The sequence below is a fragment of the Faecalicatena contorta genome, from assembly GCF_001404335.1.
GTDB lineage: Bacteria > Bacillota > Clostridia > Lachnospirales > Lachnospiraceae > Faecalicatena > Faecalicatena contortus_B.
Genome location: NZ_CYZU01000008.1, coordinates 1 through 17,323, shown reverse-complemented (window position 1 = coordinate 17,323; position 17,323 = coordinate 1). Strand labels below are relative to the sequence as shown.

17 protein-coding genes are annotated in these 17,323 nt (G+C 43.8%); 8 read left to right on the top strand and 9 right to left on the bottom strand.

All coding sequences use genetic code 11. From position 1 onward, the window contains the following. Positions 1 to 53: 53 nt before the first annotated feature. The 4 genes from ARB69_RS05540 to ARB69_RS05525 form a co-directional block, all read right to left on the bottom strand. Positions 54 to 2,117, bottom strand: a complete 2,064-nt coding sequence (locus ARB69_RS05540; protein WP_055151767.1) for an alpha-amylase family protein — start codon at positions 2,115 to 2,117, stop codon at positions 54 to 56. A 39-nt stretch (positions 2,118 to 2,156) separates the two neighbouring features. Further along, complete coding sequence (locus tag ARB69_RS05535; protein WP_025653733.1) at positions 2,157 to 2,975, bottom strand: carbohydrate ABC transporter permease; 819 nt, start codon at positions 2,973 to 2,975, stop codon at positions 2,157 to 2,159. A 15-nt stretch (positions 2,976 to 2,990) separates the two neighbouring features. After that, the gene (locus ARB69_RS05530) at positions 2,991 to 3,881 is read right to left on the bottom strand and encodes a carbohydrate ABC transporter permease (RefSeq protein WP_055151967.1); all 891 of its coding nucleotides are present in this window, start codon (positions 3,879 to 3,881) and stop codon (positions 2,991 to 2,993) included. Between the two features lie 126 nt (positions 3,882 to 4,007). Then, positions 4,008 to 5,354, bottom strand: coding sequence for an ABC transporter substrate-binding protein (locus tag ARB69_RS05525; protein ID WP_055151764.1), 1,347 nt, complete (start codon positions 5,352 to 5,354; stop codon positions 4,008 to 4,010). Positions 5,355 to 5,661: 307 nt separating this feature from the next. On the opposite strand from ARB69_RS05525, the gene ARB69_RS05520 reads away from it, so the two are divergent. After that, positions 5,662 to 7,425 carry a cache domain-containing sensor histidine kinase gene (locus ARB69_RS05520; RefSeq protein ID WP_055151761.1) on the top strand — a complete coding sequence of 588 codons (1,764 nt, stop codon included), beginning with the start codon at positions 5,662 to 5,664 and terminating at the stop codon, positions 7,423 to 7,425. Continuing rightward, the gene (locus tag ARB69_RS05515) at positions 7,415 to 8,938 is read left to right on the top strand and encodes a response regulator transcription factor (RefSeq protein WP_055151758.1); all 1,524 of its coding nucleotides are present in this window, start codon (positions 7,415 to 7,417) and stop codon (positions 8,936 to 8,938) included. The genes ARB69_RS05520 and ARB69_RS05515 overlap by 11 nt, the downstream gene beginning before the upstream one ends. Before the next feature lie 61 nt (positions 8,939 to 8,999). On the opposite strand, the gene ARB69_RS05510 is transcribed toward ARB69_RS05515, so the two are convergent. Beyond that, positions 9,000 to 10,424 carry an ATP-binding protein gene (locus ARB69_RS05510; protein ID WP_055151755.1) on the bottom strand — a complete coding sequence of 475 codons (1,425 nt, stop codon included), beginning with the start codon at positions 10,422 to 10,424 and terminating at the stop codon, positions 9,000 to 9,002. A 256-nt stretch (positions 10,425 to 10,680) separates the two neighbouring features. On the opposite strand from ARB69_RS05510, the gene ARB69_RS05505 reads away from it, so the two are divergent. Together ARB69_RS05505 and ARB69_RS05500 are read left to right on the top strand one after the other, a co-directional pair. Next, a complete protein-coding gene (locus ARB69_RS05505) occupies positions 10,681 to 11,037 on the top strand; it encodes a sensor histidine kinase (protein ID WP_055151752.1) in 357 nt (118 codons plus the stop codon). Beyond that, a complete protein-coding gene (locus tag ARB69_RS05500) occupies positions 11,024 to 12,556 on the top strand; it encodes a response regulator transcription factor (protein ID WP_055151749.1) in 1,533 nt (510 codons plus the stop codon). The genes ARB69_RS05505 and ARB69_RS05500 overlap by 14 nt, the downstream gene beginning before the upstream one ends. Positions 12,557 to 12,912: 356 nt before the next feature. Here the strand turns inward: ARB69_RS05500 and ARB69_RS05495 are convergent, their stop codons facing one another. Together ARB69_RS05495 and ARB69_RS27885 are read right to left on the bottom strand one after the other, a co-directional pair. Further along, positions 12,913 to 13,365 (bottom strand): helix-turn-helix transcriptional regulator, encoded by a 453-nt coding sequence (locus ARB69_RS05495; RefSeq protein ID WP_055151746.1) that lies wholly within the window; start codon positions 13,363 to 13,365, stop codon positions 12,913 to 12,915. Between the two features lie 447 nt (positions 13,366 to 13,812). Then, the gene (locus ARB69_RS27885) at positions 13,813 to 13,947 is read right to left on the bottom strand and encodes a hypothetical protein (RefSeq protein ID WP_278312360.1); all 135 of its coding nucleotides are present in this window, start codon (positions 13,945 to 13,947) and stop codon (positions 13,813 to 13,815) included. Between ARB69_RS27885 and ARB69_RS28240 the strand changes: the two genes are divergently transcribed. Together ARB69_RS28240 and ARB69_RS05485 are read left to right on the top strand one after the other, a co-directional pair. Beyond that, positions 13,907 to 14,251, top strand: a complete 345-nt coding sequence (locus ARB69_RS28240) for a helix-turn-helix transcriptional regulator (protein ID WP_334291935.1) — start codon at positions 13,907 to 13,909, stop codon at positions 14,249 to 14,251. The two genes, ARB69_RS27885 and ARB69_RS28240, sit on opposite strands and share 41 nt — an antisense overlap. A 73-nt stretch (positions 14,252 to 14,324) precedes the next feature. Beyond that, positions 14,325 to 14,528: a helix-turn-helix domain-containing protein gene (locus ARB69_RS05485; protein WP_055151740.1), complete on the top strand. Its 204-nt coding sequence runs from the start codon at positions 14,325 to 14,327 to the stop codon at positions 14,526 to 14,528. 67 nt (positions 14,529 to 14,595) lie between these two features. On the opposite strand, the gene ARB69_RS05480 is transcribed toward ARB69_RS05485, so the two are convergent. After that, positions 14,596 to 15,042: a hypothetical protein gene (locus ARB69_RS05480; RefSeq protein WP_055151737.1), complete on the bottom strand. Its 447-nt coding sequence runs from the start codon at positions 15,040 to 15,042 to the stop codon at positions 14,596 to 14,598. A 110-nt stretch (positions 15,043 to 15,152) separates the two neighbouring features. Between ARB69_RS05480 and ARB69_RS05475 the strand changes: the two genes are divergently transcribed. Beyond that, positions 15,153 to 15,437, top strand: a complete 285-nt coding sequence (locus tag ARB69_RS05475) for a transposase (protein ID WP_009245215.1) — start codon at positions 15,153 to 15,155, stop codon at positions 15,435 to 15,437. Next, entirely contained in the window at positions 15,434 to 16,348 is a 915-nt protein-coding gene (locus tag ARB69_RS05470) for an IS3 family transposase (protein ID WP_055151734.1), read from the top strand. Before ARB69_RS05475 ends, ARB69_RS05470 begins: the two co-directional genes overlap by 4 nt. A 665-nt stretch (positions 16,349 to 17,013) precedes the next feature. Here ARB69_RS05470 and ARB69_RS28235 read toward each other — a convergent pair. Next, positions 17,014 to 17,142, bottom strand: coding sequence for a putative holin-like toxin (locus ARB69_RS28235; RefSeq protein WP_334291936.1), 129 nt, complete (start codon positions 17,140 to 17,142; stop codon positions 17,014 to 17,016). Positions 17,143 to 17,323: the final 181 nt, after the last annotated feature.

Sequence of the window (17,323 nt, the reverse complement as noted above, 5' to 3'; positions counted from 1 at the left end):
ATCTATCTTTCAGAAATCCAATTGGTTCAATCCTTTATCATCGGCGCCTTTTGTTACTCTAATCTGATCTCAACCATCTGATGCCCTTCTATCTTTTCGATTTCAAATTCAGCATATCCATCCGTTTCCTCATAAACAATCGGTTTATTCTCCGGAACAAGCCGCATTTCCTTCACATGGCGCCCGCCCAAATGTACCCTGAACTCCGTATGGTATAAAGGAATCACATCTTCAATCGTATAGATTTCCTCCGATCTTTTTTCCGGAATATAGTGAAGCAGATGCATTATTTTACAATTCTTTTCTGCCTGATCCGGTGTCTTTTGATTCAATATACACAGCAGGCTGGACGGGCCGTTATGGGAAACCATTTTATTTCCACATAATCTCTGGATTGCATCACCCACCATAACTTTACACCATTTCGGCGCATTTTTCCTATAAATCCCAAATACAGGATGTGCACAATAAATCACATTTCCTTTCTGGAACAGCTCCCCTTTTCGCTCATAATCCGGGGTAGGCGCGTGCTGGTGGCTGCAAAAACGAAGCCCCTCATGTCCAGCCAAACCTTCACAGGACGCAGTTCCCTCTGACCATGTGCCCCTGCTGCCCCGCTCAAACCACGGACGAATCTTCTCCATGATCACATTTGCAGAAACAGCCTCCGCATCCATTCCTCTCTCATACATGACAAAGGGCTCTTTCGGAAGCTCCTCCCCAATCGTCTCATTCGGCAGTACAAATTCCCGGCTGTACTCTGATTTGTTCATATCACGGATACCATACAGCTCACTTTCGTCTCCCTTGATACACGCGTCAAAAGAGCCAAAAACCGCTCCCCCCTTCTCCACATACGCACTCAGCTTCCTCTCCAGTTCCTCCGAATAGGGAATATCATCCGGCAAAAGCAGCAGCGGATACGCTTCAAAGCATTCTTCCGGATCAATCAGCGTGAATTGATACGCCATCTCCTGCAGCATATGCACTGCGCCGATCAGTGATTTGGGCAGCTCTCTTCCGTCCAGAATCGGATTTAAAAACACATGCGGTGTAAGTACCGCTATCTCCGCCTCCGGATATATACCACGGCAGAACTGCTCCTTCTGTTCCACACTCTCATAGACACTGCCGATCAAATCATAGGTCGCTTCCGACAATCGCCCCCACGGATGAAGCTGGTCTCCCACGGAGCAGCCCGCTCCCATGGCAAGCATATGGAAACATTCGAATTCCAGCGCCGCTTTATTTTTCAGAGAATGGAAATCCCCCCACGAAGTGTGGAACTTCCCTGTCATCCCAATCATTTCTTTTCCAAAATGCCCCGCATACCTTGCCATAATTGGGAAATGATCATACCCCCAGTCCCCGCTCGGCAGTGATTCCAGTTCGAGATGGCTGTAGGTGTCAACGGAGCGTTTCATGACCAGATCCACGCCCGGATCATTATAGAAGATCGTGGCATCCGGTGCACTTTCCCGAATCAAAGCCGATATCTCGCTCCGGAAACGATTCAGTGTAAGCTCTGCAAAATAAACCCGGTCTGCCCGAAGCCCCGGATTCAGCCCTTCCTCCAGCATTAACCGCCTGCAGTCCTTACAGCAGCATTCTGTCTGGGACATGATATCCATAAAGATTCCATCCAGATTCTCTCTTCCAACCACCTCAATGATGTCCCTCAGATGCTCTTTAAAAAACTCCCGGTAGCCGCTGTTCAAGCATATGTCATAGTAAAAATGCGGTTCCGGCACATTTCCTTTGTCCACCGGGTTACCATGTTCATCACGGCACAGCCACTCTGGATTCTCACGGATAATCCTCTCGTCCCATCTCACGGTTGTATAGACCGGCACGCGGATCCCACGTTTGTGGCATGCTTCGATCTGTTCCAGCAAAAGATTCCTGTTTTCCAGATTCGGATGTATCAGCTCCGGATGATTCACGGACGGATAATACAGCCACCCATGATGGCATCTGGCAAAACACGTCACAGAATCCACGTGCGCTCGTTCCAGCCGTTCTGCAAACCTCTCCGCATCAAAATCTTTTCCAATCTCTGTTATATACTGGCTTGTATGAAAATCCATATGTACCTGTCTGTATCTTAATTTTTCCATTTTACGTCTCCTTCTGCTCTGTATATTTTCAGCCTTCAACTACTCTTTCACCGCCCCTGCGGCAAGCCCGCCCTCTACCTTTTCCTGGAACAGCATATAAATGAACATCGGCAGGGCTACCGTAATGACGATTGCCGCCATCATCAGCCCATACTCGGTGCCTCTCTCCCCATTGAAATTAAGAATGCCAAGAGCCACCGGCTTCAGATCATTATCCTTAATAAAAATCAGCGGAAAGATCACATTATTCCACGCATTCAGAAAATTAAAGATAGATACCGTAGCAATCGCCGGCTTTGTCATCGGGAGCATCACCTTCCAGTAGATCTGGACATAATTTGCCCCATCCACCAGCGCCGCCTCTTCCAGGGAACGGTTCACCCCCCGCATAAAATTGGTCAGGACTAAAATACTGAATGGCAGTCCAAAGGCAACATATACCAAGATCAGCGCCGGTATATTGTCGGAAAGATTCAGCTTCCCAATCATATAGGATATCGGTACCAGCACCGTATGCATCGGAACCATCATCCCGATGAGGAAAAAAAGCATGACCCCTTTGCTGATGCGAAGCCGGAACCTGGATAATACAAATGCCGCCATAGAAGAGAGAATCCCCAAAACAATCACCGTGATTCCCGACTGTATGATACTGTTCAAAAAATACCGGCTCATCCGGGCCCCCTGCCACGCATCTATATAATTTGACCACATTGGCGTTTTGGGAAGCGCGAATGGGGCGGCGAAGATCTCCACCTTTGTCTTCAGTGAAGACATCAGCGTAAAAAGCATTGGCGCCGCAAACATCACTGCCATGACCGACAGAAAAATATATACTCCAACCCGTTTTTTCTTCATCGTTCTCCCTTTCTCCTAATCGTTTTTCTTCGTCTTAGCCTGAATCAGATTTGTTGCCAGGGTTCCTGCAAGACAGATCAAAAGGATCACAATCCCGATGGCGCTGCCCTGTCCATAGTGTTTATATTTGAAAGCCTCATTGTACAAAAGCGTTGTGGGCAGATTGGTCAGCCCGTTCGGCCCTCCGCCTGTCATCGCATACACCAAATCAAAGACCTTTACCGAACCCATAATATCAATTAAGATGCAGACAAAAATCACATCCTTCAGCATCGGTACCGTAATGCAAAAAAACTTTTTGACAGGACCGGCGCCGTCAATTGCAGCCGCTTCATACACATCCTCCGGGATCGATGTCAGCCCGGCCAATAAAATCACCATATAATAGCCGATACCAGCCCAGATATTCACAAAGATGATCGAATTCATAGCCGTACTTTCATTGACCAGCCATGGTGTCATCATATCCGAAAGACCGATCACATCTAAAAACGCGTTGATTGCACCCGTAGGCATGAATATGAAATACCACATCAGTCCGACGGCCGATAAGGGAAATACCGTAGGTACAAAATACATGGCTTTAAATATGCGGAACCCTCTGCACCTCGTGTTCAGAGCCACTGCCAGGAGCAGCGCAGCCGGAGTATGGAACAAGACACTGAAAACAACCATCTTAAACATGTTCTTCAGCGCAAGCAAAAAATCCGGGCTTTTAAATATCGTTTTAAAGTTATCCAAACCGGCAAACTCTATTGCAGAGCCGGCAATTCCGTTCCAGTTCGTTACCGAAAAATACCCCGCCTGCACCAGCGGAATAATCTGGAACACGGTGTATATCATCACTGCCGGAAGCAGAAAAACTAAGACCGTCAGTATATCCTTTTTATTTTTAATTTTGAGCATTGCCCTCTCCTTCCTGATCCAGTGGGCGCCCATGCGCCCTGCCTTATGGTATGCCCAGAGGTATAAAACGAGCCACCCTCCGGGAACGCGGGCCCAAGCCGCATCTCCCGGACAGATGGCTTTCATTTACTGTGCCGCATCCACTTCTGCCTGAATTTCTTTTGCCGCATCTTCCGCCGATGCATTGATAAACATACTCACAATAGAATTCCTTGTCCGGTCCATCATAGAAGGAATCGGGTCAAAATCAAACACATCTACTCCGATACCGGTATTATTCTCACAGAGTTTGATATTGTCCGCCAGAAGCCTTGGAACCTTTGTCTCATCCAGATCGATGTCATTTCTCGGGATCAGAACGCCTGCCTCCTCAGCAAATCTCTTGGCTGCGTCTTTATCAGTCAGCATCCTTATCAGCTCCATTGTCAGATCCAGCTCTTTTCCTTCCAGCTGACCGCTGATCATATAGGAACCAATTGTCTGCATATTTTCATTTTTAAACTCTGGTTTTTCCTCAAAATAAGGGAAATTTGCAGTCTCAATCTGATCAGAAACCGGGGTCAGCGTCTCATCCAAAAAGCTGTCACTGTTCCAAAGCCCGGTCAGAACCATGGCTGCCTGTCCCTCCCGGAACTGGGTGAGCGCCATCTCATCAGTAAGACCAGCCGCATTGGGGTCGAACGCACCTGCATCAATCAGATCTTTCACAAACTGCAGCGTCTCTACCACACCCTGATCCGTCCAGTTCATTTCCCTGCTTCCAAGCTCTTTTGCAGCATCCGTCCCCAGCCATTTGTAAAAAATGGAATCATGCAGATGTCCAGCCATATAAGTGGACTGTGCGCCCATTGCAATCGGGATCACGCCCGTCTCTTTGAGTTTTGCAACTGCGTCCAGCAGCTCCTTCCAGGTCTCCGGAAATTGATCAATCCCGGCCTTGCTCAGCAGATCTTTATTATAGTAAAAACTAATCGTACCGGATTCCATTGGAATTGCATATACTCCATCGTGGCCCGGAACTTTAAAGTAATTGAGCGCGCCCTCTGTGAAACCGCCGCCCCATTCCTGGTCTTTTTCCAGATAATCTGAGACGTCCTTAATCAGGCCGTTGTCAATATAATCCGCCAGATTCGCAACACCCTGAATCCGGAAGATATTTGCCATATCGCCGGAGGCAATATCCGAAGCAATCAGGTTATTAAATGCACTTTCCTCACTTTGAGAGTTATCCACAATCTCAACCTCCGGATGGGATTCCTTGAACTCGTCCAGTATCTCATTGTAGATCTGCGTCTGTTTGGAGGTTCCCGCAATTCTTGTTAAGATACGGATTGTCACCTTATCCCCCGTTTCTTTCCCCTTATCCGCAGCTTCCTTATTACCGCTTGAGCATCCTGCTAACATTGTTGCCCCAAGCGCTGCCGCCAGCAGCATGGATATGACTTTCTTTTTTACATGTCTCCTTCTTGCCATCATGATTCTCCTTTTCTCACCTATGTTTTGTTATAACTATTAACCTGCCGGGATGGCCCCCGGCTGCTTTATGCTGTAACAGTGCAGGCAGGCCTGAGCTGTTACTTTATGCGTAACAATTCAGACCGGGCTGTAACTGTTACCTTTATGCTGCTATTCTAACCGCAAACCAGGCATATTAAAATGGACAAAATCTAGGCGGCATGTACATTTCCCCTGTGAAAAAATAAACCTTGTCCGATATTCTTGACATATGAAAATGATACATATTATAGTAATTTTACCACTACAGAAGGCAGGGGTATATATGCAGATACAAAAACGGGAAGCCCCCCTCAAAACCAAATTTTTTCTCTCCATGAGCAGCCTGACCACCTCCGTGACCGTCCTGCTTCTGATCATCATGTCCTTTATTTTTTACGGCCATTTTTTCTCCGTACAGGCGGAATCCTCCGCCCTCCAGCTGAACGCAGTGAACAAGCAGCTGAATTTTTATCTGGACTCTCTGGACAATTATTCCAGAATGATGATCAGCGATACCATGATCCAGAAAAATGTCATCAAGTATGAAGATTCCGGAAGGAACTACGCGGAGGCCTCAAAGGGGTCTGACCCCTTTGAACTATACACGGAGGCGGACCGGACTCTCCTGCGCTCCGAGATGAGGAAGTTTCTTCAGACAATTCCCTATATTCACTCCGCAACCATTTATGCGGATGATTATACCTGCATTGCTTCAACCGCAACCGCTTTATCCCCCGCGCCTCTTGAGACCCTCGGCGCAGAGAGCCAGAGTGTTTATGCCATTACACAAAAGTTTTCCAATTTCAACATGAAGACCGAGGTACAGACCTTGTCACTGCTGCGCCCTTTCTATGAGATTGCAACCGGGAAAAAGCTGGGTTATATTGAGATCTCCATTGCCGAACAGGATATCGCGGCGCTATATACCGCCAATACCTCAGAGACCAGTAAACTGCTGATCACAGACCGGTCGGGGAACATTGTAAGCACAGACGGCACCTATCCGTTAAATAAACGCTTTGCCCCCATCGCCAATCAGGGCGGCAGCATTCCCAAGCAGTTTTACACAGGAAATGGGTCTATCTGTTTTGTATCATACATCCATGATTTGGACTGGTTTATCGTAAATGAAGTGAAACTCTCCGCCTTTTTCCAGCCGCTGTACCGCATTCTTATGATAACAGTACTGATTTATCTGCTGTTCCTGGCATTCTCCATGGTAATATCCAGAAAAGTCAGCGAAACGATTACAAAACCGCTGTATCTCCTGATTGCACATATCCAAAAGGTAAAGCAGGGAAACTGGAGTCCGCTGAACAATGCTCCCAAAGACGTGGATTTTCATCTTTTATTCCAGGAGTTTGACAGTATGCTTTTGTCCCAGGAAAAGCTCACCCAGGATCTGATTGTCGCCCAGAAGACCAAAGACAAATTATCGCTGGATCTTCTGCAGCAGCAGGTGAATCCCCATTTTCTGTATAACACACTGGACAATATCGGGTCACTGGCGGAACTGGATGAAACCGCGCTTCTTATCCGGCTTGTCTCAAACCTGTCCGAATTCTACCGGCACAGCTTAAGCGGCGGTAATCTGATCGTCTCCATTGCAGAGGAGCTGGAGCTGACGCAGGCATATGTCAATATCATGCAGATCCGCTATGTGGACAAATTCTCCTTTTCTGTGGACTGTCCCGGGGAGATCCGTGCGCGCCGCTGCCTGAAGCTGCTTTTGCAGCCAATCATTGAAAACAGCATTTATCACGGTGTAAAAGAGCTGGACGGCTTCGGCCATATCACGGTGCGGGTGCTGATGTGTCATTCCGACATTAAATTCGTGATTGAAGATAATGGTCCCGGGATACCGGAGGAAGCTTTGAATCTTCAAAATATTTCCGGGGAAGGGCATTTTGGTATCCAAAGCATACAAAAACGGATTCAGATGTATTATGGTGATCACTATGGACTTACCATGCAGAACCGGGAACAGGGCGGTCTTAGAACGATTATCATAATACCAGGAGAGGAAGGGGCAGAACATGAGCTATAAGATTATTGTTGCAGACGACGAGTTTTATATTCGCAAAAAACTACTTAAGATTATTGATTACGAAGGGCTTCGGCTGGAACTGGCAGGTGATTTCGAAAATGGCCAGGGGGTATTGGATTATCTGTCCGGGCATCACGCCGACATCGTCCTTCTGGACATCCGTATGCCAAAGGTCTCCGGCCTGGAGGCAGCACGGGTTATACACGAAAATCACCCCGAAACTAAGGTCATTATCCTCTCCGGGTTCAGTGATTTTGAATATGCCCAGACAACGCTTCGCTATCAGGTATTTGATTATCTTTTAAAACCGGTAGAAGCGGATACTTTAAATACCACCCTCGAAAACTGCATCCGCAGAATAGACGAACGCAGGCAGGAGCAAAACCGCCTGGACAGCCTTTCCCACTATGAAAAAAACATACGGCTCAACGCGGTCCTGCGCGGAAAAGACACGTTCCATTCCATGCAGTCCCTGTACCGTGAATTTGCCGGGATCCGTTACTCTGCATTCTACACTTTTTATGTGGACGCTGACAGTGCCCCGGCCGCAGGAGAACTGATTTCAGCCCTGCGCGCCCAGGAAATAGAGTGCGAATATTTTATCGAGAGCGATCACATTTTTTATATCCAGCTTTTTCTGGAGGATGATGTGCCGGAACCGCTCTGCCGGTATCATTGTAAACGATTTTTCCGTGCATTTGCAGAACCCCACTTTTACTATTTCGGGGAACTTTTTGCGGCAGATACAGACTGGATGCCTTACAGAAAACAGGCATTAAACCGGCTGGACGCACGTTTTTTCTCTGCTGCAGGCGAGCTCTCTTCTTCCGCTGTGAGCCAGGTTTTTGAAGAGACGGATTCCCCGTCAGACCGCATTGTGGACATCGATTCCATCCGGCAGTCCCTGACACGTTTACTAAATGCCGGGGATACGGCGGGGTTCCATGATTATATGGTAACCTTGTTTGGCTCGATTGGAATGGCAAAATCCGCAGATTACCTCCATATGGCAGTAATGGAAATATGCAGCGTTTTCTCCATTTTGTCCTCTTCCCGGAAAAACTGCCGCCCTCTTCCGCGGGATTATGCACAATCTGTCATAGCAGAAGAATACCAATTAGAAGAAATCCAGGCTACCTTAAGCGGCTATGGACTGAATTATATGCGAAGCGCCGATGCAGTTCCGTCGGACATCCGGCTCAGCCAGGGCATTATCAATTATCTGATGGAGCACTACCAGGAACCGTCATTAAGCGTTGCAAATCTGGCAGAACAGTTTAACCTGACTGTTTCTTATATGGGCAGCGTGTTTAAAAAGGTAAATCATACCTCCATCCTGCAGTTTCTCACGACCCTGCGCATGACAGAGGCAAAGAACCTGCTGAAAACCAGACAGTATAAAGTCGCAGAGGTTGCAGAAATGGTCGGCTATACGGACGTCTTCTACTTTAGTAAGCGGTTTAAAGCGTTCTGCGGGCATTCACCGAAGGAATTTATGCACCTTTCGCATTAGAGCGCTACAGTAAAAGCCCGACGAACTGTGGCTTGAGAAAAAGATATATCTGGGATAATAATTACGCTTTCACAAATTGTTGCTTTGGACTTTTCGGTTTCTCCGGTATTGTCATTTTCAGCTTGCCGCTTTCCACAAGCGGATTGACAATTTGCGACATGACATAATTCTTTGACTTTCCTACAAATACAACGATCTCGGCTCTTGTTCGGGGAGTAGCGCAAAACTCTACAAGCGAATCAGAAACAGGCATTGTTTCTGCAAATAAACCGTTCTTCATAACCACTTTAAATTCACCGTGAACAGCCGAGAAAATCGGCGCAGGAAGTCCGGCGTTGGCAAATTCACTACGCATAGTAGGGATGCCCGAATATCTATTCTCAGTCACGTTCAGAAGCTCAAGCATATTAGCAAGTGCAGCGTTTCTTGTTTCTGGACGCACTTTGCCGAGTGCGTCTATAGAGATTTTTCCGTATAATCCACCGCTGTTGATGATTTCCATACGGTCACGGTACATTTCAATGCGTATTGGTACATTTTCAGTATGAATACTGTAATCACGATGTACCAAAGCGTTGAGGATTGCTTCACGAACTGCCTTGATCGGATATTCCGGTTTGTCGGCTCTGCGGCCGTTGTCATCAATAATTGTTTTGGTACGGCTGTTTTTGCGTACAAATTCAACTGCTTCTTCGAGCATATCTGGAATAGCACCTGTAATACGCTTATTATCTATAAAGCGCTCTCCATCATCGCCAATCGTTCCTTGCTCCGTTCCCGGCAGAGATACCGCGGTAATACATAGCTGTGGAAAATAACCCTGCGGATATTTTGAAAATGTCATAAGTCCAGCAAGCGTAGGAACACCTCCATTGGTAATTCCCATAAGTTCCAAAATTTCATCTTCGGTAACATTTTCGGCAAGATTTTTACGCTCATTTTTCACAGTGGTCAGATAATCTTCCATCCGTTTTTTGTTAATCATATTTAGTTTCCCATTTTCTATGGTGCGAATATCATCACGAGTTCTCTTACGAAAAGCTTCATAACTGTATATCTCGTATTCACTCATCAGCTCGTCAGACTCACCAACACGAACATAAGAACCTTTAATGCGCCCTACTCCTTTGTAAAATACTGGACGTTCGGAAATATCAACACCGGGGATTTCAGCAGATACAACTGTCTTGCCATCAATATCGCACACGGTAAACAATGCACGGACAGAAGGTTCCATTTGCTTGCATTGTTCGGTAACTTTTTTTTGTAGATCCTGAGCATCATACACTCCTTTGATTGCATAGTTATCTGATTCATCAACACCAAAAATGAGAATGCCGCCTTCATCTTGATTGGAGAACGAAGAAAGAGTATCAAATAATCTTGTGGGACAGCCTTTCATAGCTGCTTTTAACTCAATTGTTTGCGTTTCTGTTTTCAGGTTTTTTATATCTAAAACCAGTTTTTTGAGAGCTTCAGTTTGCATTAACACGACCTCCTTAAAGATGTTGAATTTATTATAAAATATTTCGACTATAAAATCAATAATTAACTGTATCTCCAATAGAATTAACTATAATTTTCAAGAATTAACGATTTCGTTAATTCTGATCGTTAATTCGTTATATATTGCTTACACACAGGAAGCACTTTTCAGACACACTCAAGGGTACAGGAAATAAGAAGCAGCACAATGTTGCCAGCCACTGGGAATTCCGTAAGAACCTATATGCCATTGCAGGATGCAGCCTATTGTAGAAAACTGTGTAAAATATTCACGCAGCCCGGATCGGGTTTTGAAGATTTCAATACGTATCTGGAGCGAAGATGGCTGCTGGTATGCCAATATCCGGGATAATGGGAATGGATTTTCAGAGGAGGCTCTGAAGATGATCAGGGACAGAATTGCTGATATGAATCCGGAGCAGCAGCATCCGGCCCTCAGCATCAATGGAATGGGGCTGGTTAACATTTATCTCCGCCTAAAACTTTATTACAGCAGTCAGTTCACCTTTCAGCTGGAAAACAAAGTGCCTCCCGATTCCATATACGAAGGCGTATCTATTACCATAGGAGGAATTCTAGATGAAACAAAATAATACATTCTCTGTACTGGTCGCAGAAGATGAGCCAATTATTTTAAATAACATCGCCAAAAAGGTGCAGGGCGCCTCTCCGGACATCCGGATTGCCGGAAAGGCGTCCTCCGGAATGGAGGCCCTGGAGATTCTGGGCCATACCCACGTGGATATTCTGATTACAGATATCGAAATGCCCGGGCTTAGCGGGCTCGAACTAATCCGTCAGGTAAAAGAATCCTTTCCCAGCGTCCATATCATCATCTTAAGCGGGTACAGCAATTTTGAATATGCTCGCACGGCACTCCGCTACGGCGTTGAAGATTACCTCCTGAAACCGGTAGAGCAGGAGACACTTTGCGGCCTTCTGCGCGGGCTCTGTGCACGAATTGACGAAGAGCGTAGAATGGACGGGCGGGAAATTCTTTCCCTTGCCCTGAACAATTCCATAGATTCCGACATTCCCTATATGTTCAGTGAAGGCGGATTTCTTCTGTTTCACATAACTCTTGGAAATCTGCCTCCGTCCGTAGAGGGGGCGCCCATGTTCTGTACTGAGGATACCGGTTTGCTCTGGCAGAAAACCGATTTTGCCAGGTGTTTTGAGAACGCCGGGGAAATCGAGCATCTCTGGCTGATCGATGAACATCTGCCGATACAGAAATTCCTCATCCTGCATATGGACACAGCCCATTTTTCCGCAGACTACTTTTGTATCCTGTTGAAGAAATATCTTACCGCCTGTTTTCATGATTTACCGTTTTTTGTTCTCTCCAGCCCGGAATTGATCCCCTACCAGGATCTCTGGAAAACCGCCCGCCATCTGCGCACGCTTACCCAGCGGCTGGCACGGCCTTTTGTGCAGGAAGCCAAAATAGCGGGCAGTACAGAAGATATGCAAAGCGGGCAGTCCGAAGCCGTTCTCAGGGATATGCAGATCCTGTTTACACTCAACAACGAAGCCGCCTTTCTGCAGTGCATCGGCCGTATGTTTCCGGATATCCTGCACTTCCCCTCCGCTGTATTTCATCCGTGTATCCATCTGGTCTATCAGGCAATGCACAATAGTTTTCAAATCAGTATGCAGGACTGTACCATTGCAGAAGCAGAATTTTGCAGCCGGATCCCCACAATGAAAGCGCCCGAGGAATGCATTTCCAGCCTCACAGAATCGCTCAAATCACTTTGGAAAAATGCCTCCTCCCATTACACCGGAAGCACGCTTTGCGCACGGATTGCGGAGTATATGGAAAAGAACTACAGCCAGCAGGTATCCATGACCGACCTGTCAGAGCGCTTCGGATATACAGCATCCTATATCAACAGGCTTTTTAAAAAAGAGTATGGGACTTCTCCGATTCAGTATCAGACCGTTTTAAGAATGTCCCGCGCAAAAGAAATCCTGCTGAAAAACCCGGATATCAATATCAAATCCGTTGCCCAATCCGTAGGATACGAAGACTCGCGTTATTTCAGCCGGATCTTTAAAAACGAAACAGGAATGACACCTTCCGCATGGCTGGAAAGCCAGGCTAAGTAAATGATGAAGGGGGAGTGTAATTTTTTACTTTGAGATGTGCTGGAACCCGCCGAAGTATTGACGCCGGGAGACTCTGGAACTTTTTAGTAATATAGTTTTTAGAATTCTATAATATTTTTTCCACTTCTTTTATAGAATCGACATACTTTATGCACATTTACCCCTTATACTTGTACTTAGATAGTTGATAAACAACTATCTCCCCCCTCATAAAGTATTGATGTCCGGGGAAGCCCAGGACATCACACTTTACTCTCATTCCTTTAGATAACTATAAAAACAACGAAACCCCTGCAGCCGATACTGCAGGGGTTTTCGCTGCTCTGAAAATAATGCCCCCCGCTTTGGATTTGAATTTACAGATGATCCAATTTCCTGGATAACAGATAGTTTATTACAAATGCCGCACCTGCAATACAAAGTCCTGTAAGAGTACACCATACGGGAACCCTTATATCTAATTGTATTCTACAAAACACAGAAATCACAATATATATTGCGCCTACAATCTGAATACATTTTAAAATAAGTTTTTGATATCCGTGCAGTCTTTTTCTGTCTTTAAGCCTCTCTGATTTCCAGAAGCCCAAATCATCTTTAGAACTTTCTATATCTTCATCAGAAATCAGTTCGTCTAAACTTACATCGAATGCAATCGCTAATTTCTTAGCAGTAACCAAATCCGGACATCTCGAACCATTTTCCCACCGGCAGACAGTTTGTCTGGAAACATATAGCCTGTCAGCTAATTGTTGCTGGGTAAGATTGTTTTCCTCCCGCAGCTTTCGTATATTATCATTCAATGCCATAGCGTAACCTCCTTTTCTTAACTATAGTACATCACAAACACTGTGAAAAGTAACATTTTAGATTCTCCGTGTTTCCATTCCGGTAACAACAAGGACTCCATCCACTTGTCCTATGCCCTCTATTGGCTCTACTCCCCATAATTTTATCTATTTCAAGTTCATATCTCTTTAGTATTTGAAAATATTCTGGATATTCATTCTCTGAAAGTTCGTTATCCATTTCCAAGATTGACTTGTAATGATCCGTACACACGAGTCTTCCATTCTTCATATACCATTGCCAGCGTAGGTTCTCTATTAAGCTGTGTGCCATTTCTTTTGGTGTGGGAAAGAATTGCTGAAACATGATTTTGCTTATTACAAAATCACTTTTACAGCCGGGCATGTATTTACCGTCAATAGCGACATAACCCAACTTAGGGAAGTAAACAATGTGTAATCTTCGGATTATTCCAGTACTTCGTCAAATAATTTTAGCAGTTGTTCAAATTGTAGCTTTTCACTATCACTCCCTGCTTCATCTAATAATTCTTTTGGACTTATGCTTGAAGTTATTTTTTCCAGTCCTTTTTCAATATACATTGGCGATGCTCCTCTTTTTTTATACTCGGATATTCTTACATTTTCAATATTCGAGTATAACTTTACAATTATTTCATATGATAGAGGAAAGGACGTTCAAATGATTAGTTATAAACCACTTTTTGAAACAATGTCCGCAAAAGGAATTACGTCTTATGCCTTATTTAAGAAAGGTTTTCCAAAAGCCACCTACTATTCCATTCGGAAAGGTAATAGTGTTAGTACAAATACAATTAATCAACTCTGTAAAATCTTGAAGTGCTCTGTCTCTGACATTATAGAATATGTTGAAGATGAAGAATAGCCTTGTATGTGTGGATTCTCGTACATGTTCAATATCCGAGTATACGCATATAATTGTTATATGAGGTGTACATATGATTAGCTACGAACCATTGTTCCAGACAATGAAACGAAAAAATATAAGTACCTATGAACTCGAAAAAAGAGGATTTTCACGTTCAAATTATTCTATGAAGAAAGGCGAAAGCGTTTCTGCTCATACCATTAATAAATTGTGTGCGATATTGGAATGTGATGTATCAGATATAATGGAATTTATAGTAGAACCCATAAAATAAAGATACTACAAAACATTTGTTGAATTTGTAGTATCTTTTTTAATTGCAATTATAAAACATTAATTGGCTAAAACACCAACCATTTACCTGCAATTTCTTTTTCACTTATAAGACCAGAATTAATAATTTCATCTAAGTTATCAAAATGATGCGTATCATTTACTATAATTTTACCATTCCGTTCATGAGAATAAACATTTCGCCCATATTGAATACTTTTATATCCCTCAAATGTGATAACCTCATCCGTTGATACTTTGGGACTAATAATATCACAGTTATTTATTTTGAACTGATTAATCGCCTGCTTATAATCTGTTTCAACAACTTTTGAAAAAATCTTTTCATGTAACAATATTGGATACTCATCTATTCTGATTTCTTTGCCATTTGCCGAAAAAATATTATAGATGGTAACGTCTTGGTCTGATAAATCTAACATAGCTAAACCATCACACCATTTCCCCTGTAAATTTTCTTTGACTATTTGATAAAAACTTGTTTTCTCATGCATAAGCTAATCATTCCTGGTGCTAGAATATAAATAGTACAAGTCAAAATGAGAATTCCTAATCTAATATTTCATGGTACAATGTAGGTACCGCACTGAAGGAGGATCTCATTATGGCAAAGCACTATGACAAACAGTTTAAACTGGATGCAGTCCAGTATTATCATGATCACAGAGACTTAGGACTGCAGGGCTGTGCATCAAATTTAGGAATCAGTCAACAAACATTATCACGTTGGCAAAAGGAGCTACGTGAGACAGGTGATATTGAATGCCGTGGTTCCGGTAATTATGCTTCTGATGAAGCAAAAGAAATCGCACGATTAAAACGTGAACTTCGTGATGCACAGGACGCTCTTGATGTACTAAAAAAAGCAATCAACATTCTGGGAAAATGACGGAAGCCATTTATCTCGAAGTTGCTGAGAAGGCAGAAACTGCCCATAAGGCTGGACGCCGGGTTTCTGTCTCCGGAATGTTGAAATATCTCGGCGTTTCCCGTTCTGGTTACCGTGCATGGCTAAAACATGTTCCTTCAAACGCTGAACAGCGTCGTGAAACGGTAAAAGCCAAAATCAAGGATATTTATGATGAATCAAAACAGAATTACGGTGCCCCAAAGATTACCAAAGAACTGCGAAAATCAGGGGAAATAATCTCTGAACGTACAGTTGGTAAATACATGAGGCAAATGGGAATCAAAGCACAATGGGTAAAACCATGGACTATTACCACAAAAGATTCTGACTTCAGTAGCGAATTGCAAAATATCCTTGATGAACAGTTTAATCCGGAACGCCCAAATGCTGTCTGGTGTTCTGATATCACATATATCTGGACGATAGACGGATTTGTTTATCTAACCAGTATTATGGATTTATATTCCAGAAAAATCATTGCCTGGACACTTTCTAAAACACTGGAAGTATCCTGCGTGATTGAAACAATAAATAAAGCTAAAGCAAGACGTAAAATCGAAGAACCATTGATTCTGCATTCCGATCGTGGCAGCCAGTATGTATCCAAAGAATACAAGAGGATAACTGCCGGTATACAGTGTAGCTATTCGAAAAAAGCTTATCCTTGGGACAACGCATGTATTGAATCATTCCATTCATTGATCAAACGTGAATGGCTGAACCGCTTCAAAATCCGCGATTATGATCATGCGTACCGATTGGTCTTCGAATATCTGGAAGCATTCTACAATACAAAACGTATTCATAGCCATTGTGACTATATGTCTCCAAATGATTATGAAGAACTGTATCGTAGAATCCAGAAAGACGAATTGCTGATGGCAAGTTAAGATGAGGAAAACCTCATTTTAACTTGTACTAAATCTTGACATAGGACCATCCCCCTTTTTAATTTTTAACTATTATTCGATACTTTTATTATATATGTATTATAACATTACCTTATATCGTTGTCACTCTGTTATTAACCCTTCTTAGCCAAAACCCAACTTGTTGGTCAAATCGGGACAAATAAATATAACAACTTATATGTTTACTAAATTAAGAAAAACCCGGATTTCCGGGATTTGTAGCATTTTATAATACGATATAAACCAGTTCGATATCCCCTCATTCCTTTAGATAACTATAAAAACAACGAAACCCCTGTTGCCGACACTGCAGGGGTTTTCGCTGTTCTTAATGTATCATTTTGTGTTGATAGATACTTTTAGAACGAACTTTATTCAGGGCCTGAAATAGACAGTCTATGAATACAGTGACAATCAGGAAACAAAATGCAGAGTACTTTTACTGTAACAGTTCATGCTTGCCTGAACTGTTACATTTTACTTTTGTAATTGGTTTATATTATCCCGAAATGAAGGCATAGTACTTGAAATTATTATGTAAATATAGTATAGTAAAAATACAAAAGGGAGACCGAAAGCGGCTTACCCCTTTATTATGTGAAGTTACTATTTAAAGCAGCCGTCACTATTGGTAGTAGTGGCGGCTATTTCTTTTTGTCCCTGAATATCTGATAACACAGACCTACAAGGGCAACTATGAGTATACTAAACTGAATCAGATCAGAATATGTAACCACATAGCACCCTCCTTTCTTTCGTCTGGAAGGAATCATCCCCCCGAAAAGAAGAGCAAGGTACGCAATCCGCATAGCCACTCCTATCCGCCGCCCCCGTTTCGGGCTCCCAACTTAGCAACGAGTTCTTTCCTGCCGATCGGATGAACCAGCCAAGCGGACTGTAAGCGGCAAGCCCTCCGGCCTGTATGGTCGGTTTAAAACGCCTTATAGCGGACGA